Origin of the sequence: Arthrobacter sp. UYCu511 (genome assembly GCF_040547105.1) — a bacterium.
Taxonomy (GTDB): Bacteria; Actinomycetota; Actinomycetes; order Actinomycetales; family Micrococcaceae; genus Specibacter; species Specibacter psychrochitiniphilus.
Window position 1 is genome coordinate 31,448 of record NZ_JBEPPB010000006.1, and the last position, 15,387, is coordinate 46,834.

At 61.0% G+C, this 15,387-nt stretch carries 14 protein-coding genes and 1 riboswitch; of the genes, 3 read left to right on the forward strand and 11 right to left on the reverse strand.

Annotated elements, in window-relative coordinates:
* Nucleotides 1-85 precede the first annotated feature (85 nt).
* The 5 genes from ABIB48_RS10015 to ABIB48_RS10035 form a co-directional block, all read right to left on the reverse strand.
* Nucleotides 86-1,498 carry an aminotransferase class V-fold PLP-dependent enzyme gene (locus tag ABIB48_RS10015; protein ID WP_354212892.1) on the reverse strand — a complete coding sequence of 471 codons (1,413 nt, stop codon included), beginning with the start codon at nucleotides 1,496-1,498 and terminating at the stop codon, nucleotides 86-88.
* A 44-nt stretch (nucleotides 1,499-1,542) separates the two neighbouring features.
* Nucleotides 1,543-1,656: riboswitch (SAM riboswitch) on the reverse strand.
* A gap of 161 nt (nucleotides 1,657-1,817) precedes the next feature.
* Nucleotides 1,818-2,633, reverse strand: a complete 816-nt coding sequence (hisN, locus tag ABIB48_RS10020; RefSeq protein ID WP_110106587.1) for a histidinol-phosphatase — start codon at nucleotides 2,631-2,633, stop codon at nucleotides 1,818-1,820.
* Between the two features lie 138 nt (nucleotides 2,634-2,771).
* Nucleotides 2,772-3,890, reverse strand: a complete 1,119-nt coding sequence (gene rsgA / locus ABIB48_RS10025; protein ID WP_315913066.1) for a ribosome small subunit-dependent GTPase A — start codon at nucleotides 3,888-3,890, stop codon at nucleotides 2,772-2,774.
* Nucleotides 3,891-3,893: 3 nt separating this feature from the next.
* Nucleotides 3,894-5,243: a 3-phosphoshikimate 1-carboxyvinyltransferase gene (gene aroA, locus ABIB48_RS10030; RefSeq protein ID WP_354212893.1), complete on the reverse strand. Its 1,350-nt coding sequence runs from the start codon at nucleotides 5,241-5,243 to the stop codon at nucleotides 3,894-3,896.
* Nucleotides 5,244-5,249: 6 nt separating this feature from the next.
* Nucleotides 5,250-5,765 carry a DoxX family protein gene (locus tag ABIB48_RS10035; protein ID WP_110106724.1) on the reverse strand — a complete coding sequence of 172 codons (516 nt, stop codon included), beginning with the start codon at nucleotides 5,763-5,765 and terminating at the stop codon, nucleotides 5,250-5,252.
* Between the two features lie 206 nt (nucleotides 5,766-5,971).
* Between ABIB48_RS10035 and ABIB48_RS10040 the strand changes: the two genes are divergently transcribed.
* Both ABIB48_RS10040 and rsrA read left to right on the forward strand, forming a co-directional pair.
* The gene (locus tag ABIB48_RS10040) at nucleotides 5,972-6,733 is read left to right on the forward strand and encodes a sigma-70 family RNA polymerase sigma factor (protein WP_110106590.1); all 762 of its coding nucleotides are present in this window, start codon (nucleotides 5,972-5,974) and stop codon (nucleotides 6,731-6,733) included.
* 2 nt (nucleotides 6,734-6,735) lie between these two features.
* Nucleotides 6,736-6,996, forward strand: coding sequence for a mycothiol system anti-sigma-R factor (gene rsrA, locus ABIB48_RS10045; RefSeq protein ID WP_110106725.1), 261 nt, complete (start codon nucleotides 6,736-6,738; stop codon nucleotides 6,994-6,996).
* A 26-nt stretch (nucleotides 6,997-7,022) separates the two neighbouring features.
* Here the strand turns inward: rsrA and ABIB48_RS10050 are convergent, their stop codons facing one another.
* The 6 genes from ABIB48_RS10050 to ABIB48_RS10070 form a co-directional block, all read right to left on the reverse strand.
* Complete coding sequence (locus ABIB48_RS10050; protein WP_354212894.1) at nucleotides 7,023-7,532, reverse strand: group III truncated hemoglobin; 510 nt, start codon at nucleotides 7,530-7,532, stop codon at nucleotides 7,023-7,025.
* Between the two features lie 6 nt (nucleotides 7,533-7,538).
* Entirely contained in the window at nucleotides 7,539-8,006 is a 468-nt protein-coding gene (locus ABIB48_RS10055; RefSeq protein ID WP_110106591.1) for a hypothetical protein, read from the reverse strand.
* Nucleotides 8,007-8,176: 170 nt separating this feature from the next.
* Entirely contained in the window at nucleotides 8,177-8,251 is a 75-nt protein-coding gene (locus ABIB48_RS18060; protein WP_373366723.1) for a 50S ribosomal protein bL37, read from the reverse strand.
* 215 nt (nucleotides 8,252-8,466) lie between these two features.
* Nucleotides 8,467-8,718: a hypothetical protein gene (locus tag ABIB48_RS10060; RefSeq protein ID WP_354212895.1), complete on the reverse strand. Its 252-nt coding sequence runs from the start codon at nucleotides 8,716-8,718 to the stop codon at nucleotides 8,467-8,469.
* Between the two features lie 244 nt (nucleotides 8,719-8,962).
* Nucleotides 8,963-9,580 carry a GDSL-type esterase/lipase family protein gene (locus tag ABIB48_RS10065; protein ID WP_110106593.1) on the reverse strand — a complete coding sequence of 206 codons (618 nt, stop codon included), beginning with the start codon at nucleotides 9,578-9,580 and terminating at the stop codon, nucleotides 8,963-8,965.
* Nucleotides 9,581-9,648: 68 nt separating this feature from the next.
* Nucleotides 9,649-13,476 (reverse strand): multifunctional oxoglutarate decarboxylase/oxoglutarate dehydrogenase thiamine pyrophosphate-binding subunit/dihydrolipoyllysine-residue succinyltransferase subunit, encoded by a 3,828-nt coding sequence (locus ABIB48_RS10070; RefSeq protein ID WP_354212896.1) that lies wholly within the window; start codon nucleotides 13,474-13,476, stop codon nucleotides 9,649-9,651.
* 377 nt (nucleotides 13,477-13,853) lie between these two features.
* Between ABIB48_RS10070 and guaB1 the strand changes: the two genes are divergently transcribed.
* Entirely contained in the window at nucleotides 13,854-15,353 is a 1,500-nt protein-coding gene (guaB1, locus tag ABIB48_RS10075; protein WP_110106595.1) for a GMP reductase, read from the forward strand.
* Nucleotides 15,354-15,387 lie beyond the last annotated feature (34 nt).

The following is a 15,387-nucleotide window of genomic DNA, read 5'->3' on the forward strand; positions in this document are numbered from 1 at the left end:
AGGTGCTCCCCGCCCCGCACTTCCGGACGCTACTGCGTCTGCAAAATATGCCCGAATCTAACCGAGCGCTGGTATGTAGGGTGGGTTAGTCGATGCTGCAGGGGGCTGCCCCTGCTGTCCCTGGCGTGTTCGGGGCCCAGCTGGGGTACTCCCGGTTGTCATTGGCGGGGACCCAGCGGCCGGAATCCACCACGTAGTCCCAGCCCAAGCCCTTCTGCAACAACGTTTGGATTCCGGCCACCAAGCGCTGAGCGTCCTCCAGCTGTGAGCCCACACCAAAGCTTGCGCGTAGGGAACCCGCGGGCAGGCCCAAGCGGTTAAGCAGCGGGTGTGCGCAAAACTTTCCGTCACGCACGCCCACGCCGTGCTCGGCGGAGAGGTATGCGGCCACCAACCCGGCGTCGTACCCGGTGACCGAGAAGTTGACCACCCCAATGCTGCCGCAGTCCGGGTACGTGTCCGCGTCGCTAAAGAGCGAGTGGACAGTGACGCCCTCTAGCTCGTTGAGGCCGGCCACCAAGTGGGCGCGCAATTGCTGCTCGTGCTGGTGCCAGTCATCGGCATTCAGCGCAGCCAGCACAGAGGTGGCCTTGGCCAAGGTGGCGGCACCCAAAACGTTGGGAGTGCCGCCCTCGTGGCGGGCCGGTCCGGTGGTCCAGCTGATGGATTCAAGCCGGACGTCCTTCACGGCTCCGCCACCGGCAAGGTGAGGGTGACCGGCGTCGAGCCAGTCAGGGCGGCCCACTAAAACCCCGGCGCCGAAAGGGGCGTAAAGCTTGTGGCCCGAGAACGCCAAGTAGTCAATGCCGGTGGCAGTCAGATCGATCCGGCGGTGCGGCGCCAGTTGGGCGGCATCGAGAACAATCCGGGCGCCATAGCGGTGCGCCAGGGCGGTCAATTCGGCCACGGGCAGCACCTCCCCTGTCACGTTGGAGGCTCCGGTAACGGCCACGAGCAGCACGTTTCCTGCCCGCAGCGCCGTCTCAACACGGTCTAAGGTAGCGGCGATAGAGTCAGCGCCAACAACTGAACGGTGCGGCAGGGCCTGCCAAGGCAGCAGATTCGCATGGTGTTCAATGTCCAGGTAGAGCACCTCGCCGTGAACGTTGGAACGGCCCTCGGTGAAGCCCCTCTGTTGCAAAATCGATTCCACACAACCCGCCAACAAGTTCAGCGAATCTGTGGTGTTACGGGTGAAAATGACCGTGTCATCAGGCCGGGCGCCCACAAAACCGGCAACAATCTTGCGAGCATTTTCATAGACGGAGGTGCTGACCTGCGAGGCGAATCCAGCGCCACGGTGCACGCTCGCGTAGAACGGCAGCACCTCATTCAGGTGCGCTGCCACGTCCTTGATGGCCGGGGCAGACGCTGCATAGTCCAGGTTGGCGTAACGCACATGCCCGCCGTGAATCAGGGGGGCCGCCAGATCCTGGCCTACCACGGGCAGGAGCGGTGAATCGATGAGTTGTGTTGCATCCAAAACGGCAGAGCTCATGAGAAATTCCTTCGACACCAAAGGACCTTTTGGGGGTGCCAAGAAGTCCGCGCTTGCCAGAACCGAACAGGTTTGGCCAGGTCGTCACCCGGGGCACCCCACCGCGAAAGGAGGGTTGCCGGCCAGCAAACCGGGGTTTAGCGCTGGCACTCGTGACCTATGCCCAAAAGAGTAGCCCAAGATTTCTGCCGGTGCATCTATTACGTTTCATTTCGCACACCCTGGGTGAGTGCCGCGGATGGTGAAACAAAGAACGACGGCGGGAGGCCGCCGTCGTTCTTAACTCACTTGTACTTTATTATTTTATGCGTTCAACGGGTCAGCCCAACAAGTCATCCCAATTGGGGTTCAGGCGTTGTAAAACTTCCGTGTGGAGGATGGAATTGGTGGCCAGGGCGTTGCCGCCGAAGGGGCCGTCGGCTCCCTCGAGCGAGGTGAAACGGCCGCCGGCTTCCTGCACAATGGGGACCAGTGCAGCCATGTCATAGAGGTTCAGTTCCGGCTCACAGGCAATGTCAACACTGCCCTCAGCCACCATGCAATACGACCAGAAATCGCCATAGGCCCGGGTGCGCCAGACATCGTCGGTCAGGGAGATGAACTCATCACGGTTGCCACGTTCGGCCCAGCCCGTGAGCGAAGAGTATGAGAGTGAAGCATCTTTGAGCTCGGCCACATTAGAGACTCGGATGCGGGTGGCGGCGGCGAGTGACTTGCCCATGTATGCGCCCGTTCCTTGGGCCGCCCACCAACGCTTGCCCAGCGCAGGGGCACTAACAAGGCCGACTACGGGGACGCCGTCGTCAATTAGAGAGATCAGGGTGGCCCAGACCGGCACACCACGGACAAAGTTCTTGGTCCCGTCAATGGGATCGATAACCCAGCGCCGCGAACCGTGGCCACTGCTGCCGAACTCCTCACCCAGGACTGCGTCGCGGGGGCGGACCCGGGAGAGCTGGCTGCGGATGGACTCTTCTGCGGCCTTGTCGGCGTCGGTGACAGGGCTCAGATCCGGCTTGGTCTCGACGGCCAAATCCAAGGCCTTGAAACGGGACATGGTCAGGGAGTCAACACTGTCAGCAAGGACATGGGCCAGGCGGAGATCGTCGTTGTACGTCTGGGGTGCGAAGGTCATGGGTTCACGCTATCGCGGTTTAGGCCCAACACCCGTCAGGACGCCGCTGGGCCTGAGCACCATTTGTCCGCCAACGGTGCGCCACTCTTGAAGTGGAGCACCATTGACGGGTCAACCGTGCGCGGCACCAGGGCCGCGCTAGTCCGTGCTGCCAAGTTCCTTTTCTGCGGCACGGCCTTCGGTACGGTCGCTGGTGCCCAGCAGGCGCCGCAGCGAGGCAAGCCGTGCCGGCCCCGATGCGCCCGCGTGCCCGGCGGCAACGTAGGTATCCACACAGCAATTGACGGCGGCGCTGTCATGTTTGCAGCCGCGCTCACAATCCTCCGTGCCCGGTTGCAGATCCGGGAAGGCCGCAATAATGCGGTCGGGGTCCACATGGGCCAGACCAAAGGAGCGGATGCCGGGGGTGTCAATGATCCAAGAACCGGGCACTGCATCTTGCAATTTCAGCGCCAACGCCGAGGAAGAGGTGTGACGGCCGCGGCCTGTGACGGCATTGACGCCGCCTGTGGCCCGCTGCGAACCTGTCAAGGCGTTAACCATGGTGGACTTGCCAACGCCTGAGTGCCCCACCAGGACGCTGACCTTCCCATCGAGGTATCCGTGCAATTGTTCCACGGCGCCACCGGATAGGAGCGCGGAGTGGCCGTCGTCGCTGCGTGCGTCGATGCCAAAGACGCCGTCCGCGGCAGTGCGGCTGATGATGACCGTCATGTCCAGGTGCTCGTAGTTGGCCAGCAACTCTGAAGGGTCCTTGATGTCTGTTTTGGTGATCAGCAGCAACGGCGCAATTCCGGAGTCATAAGCGGCCACCAGGGCCCGGTCGATGAAGCCAGTGCGCGGTTCCGGATTTGCCGCGGCCACCACAATGACCAGCTGGTCTGCGTTGGCCACCACCACCCGCTCCACAGGATCGGTGTCATCGGCACTGCGGCGCAGCAGCGTGCGGCGTTCCTCGATCCGGACAAGCCGGGACAAGGTGTCAGGCTTGCCGGTGGTATCTCCCACGAGAGAGACAAAGTCCCCGGCCACCACGGGATTGCGCCGCAGTTCCCTGGCACGGGCCGCGATCAGGACACGTTGGCTGGGCAGGTCCTCATCCACAATGGCCGTGTACCGGCCCCGATCCACCGTGATAATCCGGCCAATGACGGCATCTTCATGGGCGGGCCGGTCCTTGGTGCGCGGACGGCTGCCCTTCTTATTGGCTCGGACGCGGACATCGGATTCGTCCCAGTTGCTGTAATCCCGTGCCATACCCTAAACCCCGGCTTCAACCGCCGCAGTGCTACCGGTGCCAGCGGACGGTTCGGCGGTTTGGGCCACCATATCCGCCCACATGGCAGGGAAACCAGGCATAGTTTTGGCCGTAGTGCCAATGTTTTCAACCTCGACGCCGGGCACGGCCAAGCCGATGATGGCGCCAGCCGTGGCCATCCGGTGATCGTGGTAACTGTGGAAGACGCCGGCGCGCAGCGGTGCCGGGGTAATGATCAGGCCGTCCTCGGTTTCCACAGCATCCCCGCCCAAGGCGTTGATCTCGGCAACCAGAGCGGCCAGCCGGTCCGTCTCATGCCCACGCAGGTGTGAGATCCCGCGAAGGCGCGATGGCGTTGACGCCAACGCGCAGATGGCTGCCGTGGATGGGGCCAGCTCTGATGTGTCAGAAATGTCCACACCGCGAATTTGCGCCCCGCCCGTAACTGTCAAGACACCGTTTTCGAGTGTCACCGTGGCACCGAACTGGGGCAGGATTTCACGCCACTTATCACCCACCTGGGTGGTGTTGGCGGGCCAGTTGGGGATGCGGACGGTGCCGCGAGTAGCCAGCGCAGCCGCCAGGAAGGGGCCGGCGTTGGAGAGGTCCTGTTCAAGTTCCACGTCAAAACCGGCAATGCTGGCAGGCTTGACGAACCAGTGATTAGGGGTGGAATCATCCACAGAAACGCCCAAGGACCGCAGGATTTCCACAGTCATGGAAATGTGGTCCACGCTGGGGACGGACTCGCCAATGTGCTCAAGGTGCAGACCCTGGGAAAAACGGGAAGCAACCAGCAGAATTGCCGAAATGAACTGTGAGGAACCGCCCGCATCAACTTGCACATGGCCGCCGTGCACAGCGCCGGTGCCGTGAACAGTGAACGGCAAGAAACCATCCTCACCATCGTCAACCCGCACACCGAGCCCCTCCAGTGCCACCACAATCGGAGCCATGGGACGCACCAACGCCGCGGGATCGCCGCTGAACCTCACAGCACCGGAAACCAGTGCGGCCAGCGGAGGGACAAAACGCATGACAGTGCCCGCCAGGCCGCAGTCCACCAGAATCCCGGAATCGGGAGCAGAAAAATCGGCAGGAATGGGGGTGACCACCAGATCCGGGACATCACCGTTACCGGGAACTTCCAAGATGCCGGCACCCAAGGCACGCAGCGCGCCGATCATGAGGTCCGAATCGCGCGATTGCAGCGGTGCGCGCAGACGGGATTCACCCTCGGCGATGGCTGCGAGAACAAGATACCTGTTGGTCAGCGATTTGGAAGCCGGAATTCTTACAGTGGCATCCAGAGGCAGTGCGGAAAAAGGTGCGGGCCAATGGGCGGTGGTCATGGGTTCTTACTGTCCTGTCACATCGTGAGCGAGCGCGCGGACTTGCTTATCCGCATTCTTCAACTGGGTTTTGGCATTCTTTTTGCCGCTCGCAAGCAGTTTCTCGGTGCGCCAAGCAAGACCCGGACGCCCCTCGGTATCCATACTTGCCAGCAGAGCGCCGCCAATCAAGGCAATGTTGCTTGAGAGCTGATTGCGCCGGTGGGCACGGTTTTCCTTGGTGTCTGTGTTCGCATTGCGGTACTCAACCACAGTGGACAGCCCCGCCGTCAGGGCCAGCACGACGGCGGCGGGCCGGGAAAATTTGCCAGCGGCCAGCAGGACGCCGGCACCCACCTGGGCTGCGGCAAGTGCCCGGGCGAGAGTTTTCTCACTGACGTCAAGGGGCAGGGCCGCACTGAGCGGGCCCAAAACAGGTGAGAGTTGCTTGGCTGTCGTCTCTGCGTGGCGCAACCGGTCTAAGCCGGAAAAGATAAACGACGACGCGAGCATAGGGCGGGCGATTGCTCGGATAATGGACAAGGAGGCCTCCTTAGTGGTGCTGTCAGCCATCCGTGGGCGGCCTGTGCCAGCCCGCGGAAGGCTCATGCTGTGTACAAGTCTCCCACGAGTGTTAGTGCTCATGCGCTCATTGCGGAATATCCCGCGCCGTTACCCAGTTTGAATGATTAGAGATGGTTCCAGAGAGCGCCGGGTAGGCGGAAGAAACGTGTGAAGGAAAGGCGGCTATGCAGACTCTTAGCCCTGTGGCGCGTGCAGCAACGGACGGGGAGCTGCGTCTGAGCATAGACTCATCAGTGATGAACACTTCCGAGCCTGAGCAAACCACCAGTACCGAAACTGTGAGCACGCCCACTGTGGCTATCACGGACGTTGCTGGTGTTGATGTTGCCAATGAGTCCATTGAAGCAAGGCGCGCCCGTTTTGAACGCGATGCCATGGTGTACGTTGACCAGCTATATTCGGCGGCCATGCGCATGGCGCGAAATCCTGCAGACGCCGAGGATTTGGTGCAGGAGGCCTACACCAAGGCCTTTTCAGCGTTCCACCAATATAAGCCGGGCACAAACCTGAAGGCTTGGCTGTACCGGATACTGACCAACACCTACATCAACTTGTACCGCAAGCGTCAGCGTGAGCCGCTGCAATCCAATGCTGATTCCGTGGAGGACTGGCAGCTGGCACGGGCGGAATCGCATACGTCCGCGGGTTTGCGTTCCGCCGAAGCAGACGCCCTGGACCACCTGCCAGATTCGGACGTGAAGAACGCACTGCAAGCCATTCCGGAGGAATTCCGGTTGGCCGTGTACTTTGCCGATGTGGAGGGATTTGCCTACAAGGAAATCTCAGAGATCATGAACACCCCCATTGGCACCGTGATGTCACGGCTACACAGGGGAAGAAAACTATTGCGAGATATGTTGGCTGACTACGCCGTGGAACGCGGTTACCTCAAGGACGCCAAGCAACTAACTGAGACGGAGAAATGACCATGGGCGACTGCCAAAGCCTGGGCGATTGCGACGACGAACGCATCGCAAGGATCTACGAATACCTTGACGGCGCGCTGTCCTGCGAGGACCTCACCGAGATCAAAAATCACCTTGACGCCTGCACCGACTGTTCGCAGGAGTACGATCTGGAGTGCGTCATCCGTTCCGTGGTGAAGCGCTCCTGCAAGGAAGCCGCTCCGGAAACCCTCAAGGCAGCCATCCTGGCCCGCCTCCATGCAGGTAAGCCAGCCGCCGTTTAGCGGGCAGCCGTTTAGCTGACAGCCGTCTAGTCAGCAGGCGTCGGAGGACGCAGGGAGATGGTGCTGTACTGACTGGCCGGCCGGCCCGTCACGCGCCGGTGCAGCGAACCTGCGATCAGATGTGCCTGCACCTTCGCCATTTCGGCTTTCTTGCCAGCAAAGAGCTCGTCCACAGCGGCGGTCCATAACTGCAGCCAACGGTTGAAATGCTCCAGGCTCAGCGGTTCTTTAGCGTGGATATGGAAGTGGATCTCCAAGGCATTCCTGTTGTACAACCCGGCCTTGAACAACACTGTCTGCCAAAAGTCAGCCATGATGGGCAGGTGCCGCGGCAGGTCCATGTGCACCACATCGGTGAAGATGTACCCGATCGAAGCATCCGCGAACGCCTTGGTATAAAAGCTCTCCACCAGCATCAAGATGTCCTCCCGCGTGGTGATATCGGGGAGCTCCGCCGCGCATTTTTTCGTGCTGGAGGGGTTGTAGGCTGCCACGTTCGACGCCGTTCTGCCGGAGTTGCGTGCCGTGCGTTTCATGGGTGCCTAAGCCGCCACGGCAAGAAGCAGCAGAACGCCGGCTAGAGGAAGGGCAATGGCCTTGAGAAGTTCCGAGGCAATGTAGGTGATGTGCGTGATGGTGGCGACTTTGGCCTTCACCGCGGTACCGCCCGAGTGGGTCAGGGCCGTGTCCGAGAGTGCCTTGGTCCGCGCGGACATTGCAGGGCGCAGAACCAGGGCCTGTAGGGCCAAGGCAATAAGGGGCAATGCCAATATAATGCCGATAGGCAAAGTTACCAGGTCCTGTCTTTGCGTCCATGCGCCCACCATGGCTACTGCCAAGAGCGCCTCCACCAAGTTCAGCACCTTGAAGACGAGCCTGCCAATGCCAACTCCCAAAGCGTGAGTCATACCCGGGGCCTTGAACTTCAGCGGCGTTTCTATGAATGAGATGGCGAAGATCATGCCAAACCAAACAAACGGAACTATGACCAGCACAACCAGCGCGAGCATTTCCCAACTTCCTTCGAGGGCGGCAAGACGCCGTTATTTCCAGCCTATCTTTAGAACAGTATTTTCCGTGATTAATGGGCTGGTGCGTAGCTCACACAGGGTTGGGGCGCGGCATGAAAAAGCCCGTCCTGCCGGTTGGCGGGACGGGCTTTTACTTATTACGTCAAGACTTACGTGTTGGGACGCTTACCGTGGTTTGCGCCGCCACTCTTACGATCCCGACGCTTACGTGAACGCTTCGACATAGCTGCCTCCAATCATCTGAAAAAAGATCTTCAAAACCGATCCAAATCAAGTTTCTCATAGGTGACACATCCGCGCCTAACCGGCGGTTCAGGCGTGGCTGCTCAGTGACGACGGCGGGTAAAAGGGCGAGGTGCCTGCTCCCAGCATCATGGCTGCTGCGTCGCCAGCGAGCCACCAGGAAACAGTGCTCACACCGGTGTGGGCCAGGTCCTGTTCAACCCCACCGGCAGGTGCTGTGCCAGTAGGGGTGACTGGCCGTGGGTGTAGTTGCGGCGGGCGAGCCCGCATAAATGCTTGCAAAAGCGCCGTTGACCGTCACACCCCAGAATGCTGCCACAATGCGCTGGGGAACTTCCGTGGTAGCGGCATCGGCCGGGTATTTAGGACCGGCAACCGCCTCGCTGCCCAGCTCATAGAAATTTACGCTCGCTGGCCCGGAGAGACGGTCCTTGAGGCTCTTTACCAAAAGTGCCGCTTGTTTGCTCGGAGTGCCCACAGTTTGGCCCGAGCCGCGGGCAAAGATCGATTCAATATGGGCGCAGGGCTCACCTAGTGCGCCACCGGCGGCTTGAGCGGCGGAAATAGTGAGTGCTCACGCAGGGCAACTTCGTCCCAGATGACAGGCACGCACTGAATGAAAACCGTCAGTGCGTGCCTGTACTTTTTAGTGTGCTTCGAGGCCGCCAAGCCCCGGATGATTCGGTACGCGCCTAGTTGGCTTCGGGAAGATCAAGCCACTGGTACCAGCCGCGGTGCAACACCAGCCAAGCCATAAGACCGTACCCGGCCTGGCCGGGCGCCCCTGCGTTGGCGGCTACGTCATTGCGCCACTGCTCATGATTTTGCAACGGCGTGAACGTATCAACGTAGTGGTGCTTGCGGCGGGTGGTGACATCAGCAAAGGCCGTATTCAACTCCGCCAGCTTGCGGTTCAGGGCAGGATCCAGCGACGGCGGTGGCCCCACCACGAACACGGGGATGTTCAGCTGGGTGGCGCCGTCGAGGATGTTCGCCAGGTTCAGCCGGCTGCGGGCAGTGGATAGCCCATATTCAATGTCACGGCCGGAAAGCCCAATGACCAGACGGTTCTCATGGAAGTCATCAAAGCGGCGCCCGGCCTCGTTGAGCCAACGCCCCGCTAAAGCCTCGGTGCCTTCCCGCGGGCAGGCCAAAACAAAAGGCTCTATGGAAACATCGTCGGAGGGGGTCCTTGCCAGAACCCGGCCCAACCAGCCCAGCGCGCGGGGATCGCCCACACCTGCCACCAATTCATCCCCGACAGCTACAATTCGCAGGTCCCGCTTCTCCACGGCTCCCCTTTCCTTCATGTAAAAAATCCGAAAGTCTAAACAAAAGATGCCCGGCCTGATAGTGCAGACCGGGCATCTTGGATGGGCTAACTACGCTCGAAAGCCTGCTTGATGAGCAATGTTTGCTCCACCGCGTGGGTCTTGGCGGACCCCGTAGCTGTGGCTGCAGAGGCAGGGCGGGAAACCCGGTTCAGTTTCTTCGCCAACTCCGGTGCCAAGTTCAGGCCCATGAACGGCCAAGGACCCTGGTTGGCAGGCTCGTCCTGTGCCCAGACCAGATCGGCATTGGGGTACTTGGCCAGTTCGGCCTTGATCTCCTCCAGCGGGAGCGGGTAAAGCTGCTCAACACGGATGATGGCAACCTTAGTGTCGGCGGCCTTCTCACGTGCTGCAATCAGATCGTAGTACAAGCGGCCCGAGACCATAATGACGCGATCCACGGCGTTGTTGTCCACCGCTGCATGCTCACCAATCACGGGACGGAAACCGCCCGTGGTGAAGTCCTCAACGGGGGAAGCGGCAGCCTTCAGGCGCAACAGCTGCTTCGGGGTGAAGATGATCAGCGGCTTGCGCGGGCGCAGGTACGCCTGGCGACGCAGCAAGTGGAAGTGCGAGGCCGGCGTGGTGGGGTTGGCCACGATCATGTTCTCTTCAGCACACATCTGCATGAAGCGCTCAATGCGAGCTGAAGAGTGGTCCGGTCCCTGACCTTCATAGCCGTGCGGGAGCATCAGTACCAGTGAGGAACGCTGGCCCCACTTCTGCTCAGCAGAGGAGATGAATTCATCAATGACCGTCTGGGCGCCGTTGACGAAGTCACCAAACTGGGCTTCCCAGACAACCAAGGCATCCGGGCGCTCCACAGAGTAGCCGTATTCAAAGGCCATGGCAGCGTATTCACTCAGGAGTGAGTCATAGATCCACAGTTGTGCCTGATCCTCGCTGAGGTCACGCAACGGGGTCCAGACCTTGCCATTGGCGCGGTCGTGGAACACTGCGTGGCGCTGTACGAAGGTGCCTCGGCGTGAGTCCTGACCAGCCATGCGGACAGGGACGCCTTCCATGAGCAGTGAGCCAAAGGCGCTGAGTTCACCAAAGCCCCAGTCAATGCCGCCTTCACGGGACATTGCCTCACGCTTAGCCAGGAGCGGCTTGAGCTTCTGGTGAATCTCAAAACCTTCCGGGATCTGTGTGTGGATGGAGCCGATCCGGGCCAGCATGTCTGCGCTGATGGCCGTGATCTGAGGATCGTTGACACCGGAGTCAGCCTGCTGGGCGGTGGGGCGCTCCAGATCCGAAATGGCCTGCGAATCCTTGGTGATGATGGGGATCGGGGATGTCTGAGCAGCATGCGTTTCAGCGAAGACGCGCTCGAGGCGTTCCTGGTAGTCGCGCAGCAGCTGCGTGGCTTCCTCTTCGGTGATGTCGCCACGGCCAATCAGCGCTTCCGTATACAAGCGGCGCACTGAACGTTTGGCTTCGATCAGGTTGTACATGAGCGGCTGCGTCATCGAGGGGTCATCGCCCTCATTGTGCCCGCGGCGGCGGTAGCAAACCAGGTCAATCACAACGTCCTTGCGGAAACGCTGCTGGAACTGGTAGGCCAGCTGTGCGGCACGGACCACGGCTTCGGGATCGTCTCCATTGACATGGAAGACAGGTGCCTGGATCATCTTGGCCACATCGGTGGAGTACACCGAGGAGCGCGATGAAGACGGGGCCGTGGTGAAGCCAACCTGGTTGTTGACAACAATATGGATGGTACCGCCGGTGCGGTAGCCGCGCAGCTGGGACAGGTTCAGGGTTTCAGCAACAACACCCTGACCCGCGAAGGCGGCGTCGCCGTGCACCATGATGGGTAGCACGGGGAAGTTCTCGCCCTGGTCCAGACGGTCCTGCTTGGCGCGGACAATTCCTTCCAGGACGCCGTCAACAGCTTCCAGGTGGGAGGGGTTTGCAGCCAGGTAAACCTTGGTTTCGTTGCCGGCGTCGGAAGTGAAGGTTCCTTCCGTGCCCAAGTGGTACTTGACGTCACCGGAGCCCTGGACGCTGCGCGAATCCTGGGTGCCCTCAAATTCGCGGAAGACCTGGGCATAGGTCTTGCCGGCAATGTTGGTGAGCACGTTCAGGCGGCCGCGGTGGGCCATGCCAATGGCAACTTCATCCATACCGTCATCAGCGGCATCGGAAATGATGGAGTCAAGCAGCGGAATCAGGGATTCGCCACCCTCCAGGGAGAAGCGCTTCTGGCCAACGAACTTTGTCTGCAGGAACGTCTCAAACGCTTCGGCGGAGTTCAGCTTGGAGACAATGCGTAGCTGCTCTTCGCGGCTCGGCTTGGAGTACGGGTGCTCCAGCTCGTTCTGGAACCATTCGCGCTGTTCAGGTTCCTGGATGTGCATGTATTCCACGCCAGTGGTGCGGCAGTAAGCGTCACGGAGGACGCCCAAGATGTCACGCAGCAGTAGTTTGGACTTGCCGCCAAAACCGCCAGTGGGCCATTCGCGGTCCAGATCCCAGAGGGTGAGGCCGTAGGTCAGCACATCAAGGTCCGGGTGCGTGCGCTGGACGTATTCCAGCGGGTCGGTGTCGGCCATGAGGTGGCCGCGAACACGGTATGAGTGGATGAGCTGCTGGATGCGGGCGACCTTGTTGATCTGGTCGGCCGGATCCACCTGCAGGTCAACACTCCAGCGCACAGGCTCGTACGGGATGCGCAGGGATTCGAAGATTTCATCATAGAAGTTCTCGGCACCGAGCAGCAGCTGGTGCACCTTCTTCAAGAATTCGCCCGAACCGGCACCCTGGATGACGCGGTGGTCATAGGTGCTGGTCAGCGTCAAAATTTTCGATACGGCGTTGCGAGCGATGATCTTGGGGCTGGCACCCTGGTACTCGGCCGGGTAATCGAGAGCGCCGACGCCGATGATGGCCGCCTGGCCCTTGGACAGGCGCGGCACCGAGTGCACGGTGCCGATACCACCGGGGTTGGTGAGTGAAACGGTGGTTCCGGAGTGGTCATCCGCTGTCAGCTTGCCAGCACGGGCACGCTTGATGAGGTCCTCATAGGTACGCCAGAACTCGGCGAAGTTAAGCGTCTCAGCCTTCTTGATGTTCGGCACCATGAGAAGGCGGGTGCCATCCGGCTTGGGCATGTCAATGGCAATACCGAAGTTCACGTGCGGAGGCTGCACTGCTACGGGCTTGCCATCGATTTCGTCGTAGTAGACGTTCATCGAGGGGAATTGGCCCAGCGCCTTGATGACGGCGTAGCCGATCAAGTGGGTGAAAGAAACCTTGCCGCCGCGGGCGCGGGCCAGGTTGGAATTGATGACAACACGGTTATCGATCAGCAACTTCGCCGGGATGGCGCGCACGCTGGTAGCCGTGGGAACTTCAAGGCTCATGACCATGTTGGCTGCAATGGCCTTGGCCGGTCCACGCAACACAGTCTTGACTGCTTCAGACGGGACGGACACGTCCTTGGCGGACTTGGGCAGCTGGGCCGGGATGGGGGTGGTTCCCGTGCGTGCTGCATCCTTGGCCGGAGCCGGCGGACGCGGGGCAGCCGGCGCCTTGGGGGCCACGGCGGGAGCTGCCGGAACAACGGCGGCGGGGGCCGGCGTCGTGCTTGCAGCCGCGGTGTTTGCCGCAGGGGCAGCAGGCGCAGGGGCGGCAGGTGCAGCAGCAACAGGGGCAGCTACAACTGGAATCTGGGCGGTGATGGGGGCGGAATTGCTGGCAGTATGGCGGCCATTGCCGGCCGCATCATCAGCAGCGAAACCCTCAAAGAGTGGCCACCACTTGGTGTCTACTGAGTTCTTGTTGCCCTTGTAGCGCTCATACAGTTCATCGACGAGCCACTCGTTGCCGCCAAATTCTTCTGGTAGACGGTGGATGGATTGCTCTGGCACGTGTATTACGCCTCTTCCATGAGTTCTTGTTGCCCGCTGTGCAGTCATACGCGTGGCGACAGCACCCGAATCTGGCGGATGTTGACGGCGCAAACGTGCGAAGCCTATTCGTAAATGGTCAGGATCCGAGAAATCCCTTCCTCGAGCAAGTCTAGTAAGATTCACGGCCTGTAGGCCAATCTATGCCGCGGCGCGCCCGGGTGCTTCGTAAAAACATGCACGTTCTGGCGGTGAGGCGCCTCACATGGTGGCTAGACTCGGAGGCGGATGCTGCCAAGCTCAGAGGCGGCTGCCGGGCGCTGTGCGTACGCTGCCTAGCAGCTCTTCGGCTATCCGCCCGGGCATATACCACCGGCACGCGTGAAAGAGGGAGAAAGATGCGTTTTCTGACCCAACCCACCACGGACCTGACCTATTCAGATGTTTTCTTGGTTCCCTCGCGCTCCACAGTCTCATCACGGCTGGATGTGGACTTGTCCAGCGGCGATGGCACCGGCACCACCATTCCACTGATCGTGGCCAATATGACGGCAGTCTCCGGGAAACGGATGGCTGAAACCGTGGCCCGGCGCGGCGGCATGGCAATCCTGCCCCAGGACATTCCGTTGGATGTTCTGCGTTCCGTCACCAGCTGGGTGAAACAGCGTGATTCGCTTTTTGAAACACCTCTGCTGATGAGATCAAGTGACATTGTGATTGACGCCCTGCACCTCATGGGCAAGCGCTCCCACAACGCCGTGGTGGTGGTTGACGGTCATGACTTTATGGGTGTGGTGCGCGGTGCCGATTGTGAGGGGGCAGATAGATTCGCCTCCCTAGCCTCAGTTATGCGCTCAAATGTTTTGACGCTGGAGTCCGCACCCTTTGACGAGATTCGCACGCAGGCCGACGCCGGTGAACTGGATTTTGCTGCCGCGAAGGCGCAGACGGATGCGGCCCTACGGTCAGCCTTCGCAGTCCTTGATTCGGCGGGGGCCGACTACGCCCCTGTCCTGCGGGCTGGGGAGGTTGTAGGAGTTTTGACCCGTTTAGGGGCGCTGCGTTCCACCATTTACCGGCCGGCTCAAGATGATTCGGGCCACTTGCGGTTGGGTGTGGCCGTGGGGATCAACGGTGATGTTGCCGGGAAGGCCGCGGCTCTTTTGGACCATGGTGTGGACGCCCTGGTGGTGGACACGGCACATGGTCACCAGGAAAAGATGCTGGCCGCACTGCGCGGTGTGCGCCTGCTGGGCCCATCCGTTCCGGTGGTGGCGGGCAACGTGGTCAGCGCTGCGGGTGTGCACGATTTGGTGGAGGCCGGCGCGGACATCATCAAGGTAGGGGTTGGTCCGGGTGCCATGTGCACCACACGCATGATGACGGCTGTGGGCCGGCCCCAGTTCTCTGCCGTTTTGGAATGTTCCGCGGCAGCCGCAGAGCTGGGTGCCCACGTGTGGGCCGACGGCGGTGTGAGGTACCCGCGTGATGTTGCCTTGGCTTTGGCTGCCGGTGCCAGCCAGGTCATGATTGGCTCTTGGTTCGCCGGCACGTATGAGAGCCCGGGGGATCTGCACCTGGACGCCACTGGGCGCCAGTTCAAGGAAAGTTTTGGCATGGCCTCGGCCCGGGCCGTGGCGAACCGTTCCTCGGGGGACGCCGCCTTTGAACGCGCCCGCAAGGGATTGTTCGAGGAAGGAATCTCTACTTCCAAGATGTATCTGGATCCGGCTCGGCCGGGAGTGGAAGATCTCTTGGACATGATCACGGCAGGGCTGCGCAGCTCATTTAGTTATACGGGTGCGTCCTCCCTAGCCGAATTCCGGCAGCGGGCCATTGTTGGGGTGCAGTCCGCGGCTGGTTATGAGGAGGGCCGGCCACTACAGCAAAGCTGGTAGGGGAGCAGCTCACCTGGGCTCCGGTGGGCTCATC

Coding starts and splice junctions, on each gene's coding strand:
- ABIB48_RS10050 (WP_354212894.1), bottom strand. CDS start 7,532: ATGAAACGCACGGCACGCAACTCCGGCAGAACGGCGTCGAACGTGGCA.
- rsrA (WP_110106725.1), top strand. CDS start 6,736: ATGGGCGACTGCCAAAGCCTGGGCGATTGCGACGACGAACGCATCGCA.
- ABIB48_RS10015 (WP_354212892.1), bottom strand. CDS start 1,498: ATGAGCTCTGCCGTTTTGGATGCAACACAACTCATCGATTCACCGCTC.
- ABIB48_RS10055 (WP_110106591.1), bottom strand. CDS start 8,006: ATGCTCGCGCTGGTTGTGCTGGTCATAGTTCCGTTTGTTTGGTTTGGC.
- hisN (WP_110106587.1), bottom strand. CDS start 2,633: ATGACCTTCGCACCCCAGACGTACAACGACGATCTCCGCCTGGCCCAT.
- ABIB48_RS10040 (WP_110106590.1), top strand. CDS start 5,972: ATGCAGACTCTTAGCCCTGTGGCGCGTGCAGCAACGGACGGGGAGCTG.
- ABIB48_RS10065 (WP_110106593.1), bottom strand. CDS start 9,580: ATGAAGGAAAGGGGAGCCGTGGAGAAGCGGGACCTGCGAATTGTAGCT.
- rsgA (WP_315913066.1), bottom strand. CDS start 3,890: ATGGCACGGGATTACAGCAACTGGGACGAATCCGATGTCCGCGTCCGA.
- aroA (WP_354212893.1), bottom strand. CDS start 5,243: ATGACCACCGCCCATTGGCCCGCACCTTTTTCCGCACTGCCTCTGGAT.
- guaB1 (WP_110106595.1), top strand. CDS start 13,854: ATGCGTTTTCTGACCCAACCCACCACGGACCTGACCTATTCAGATGTT.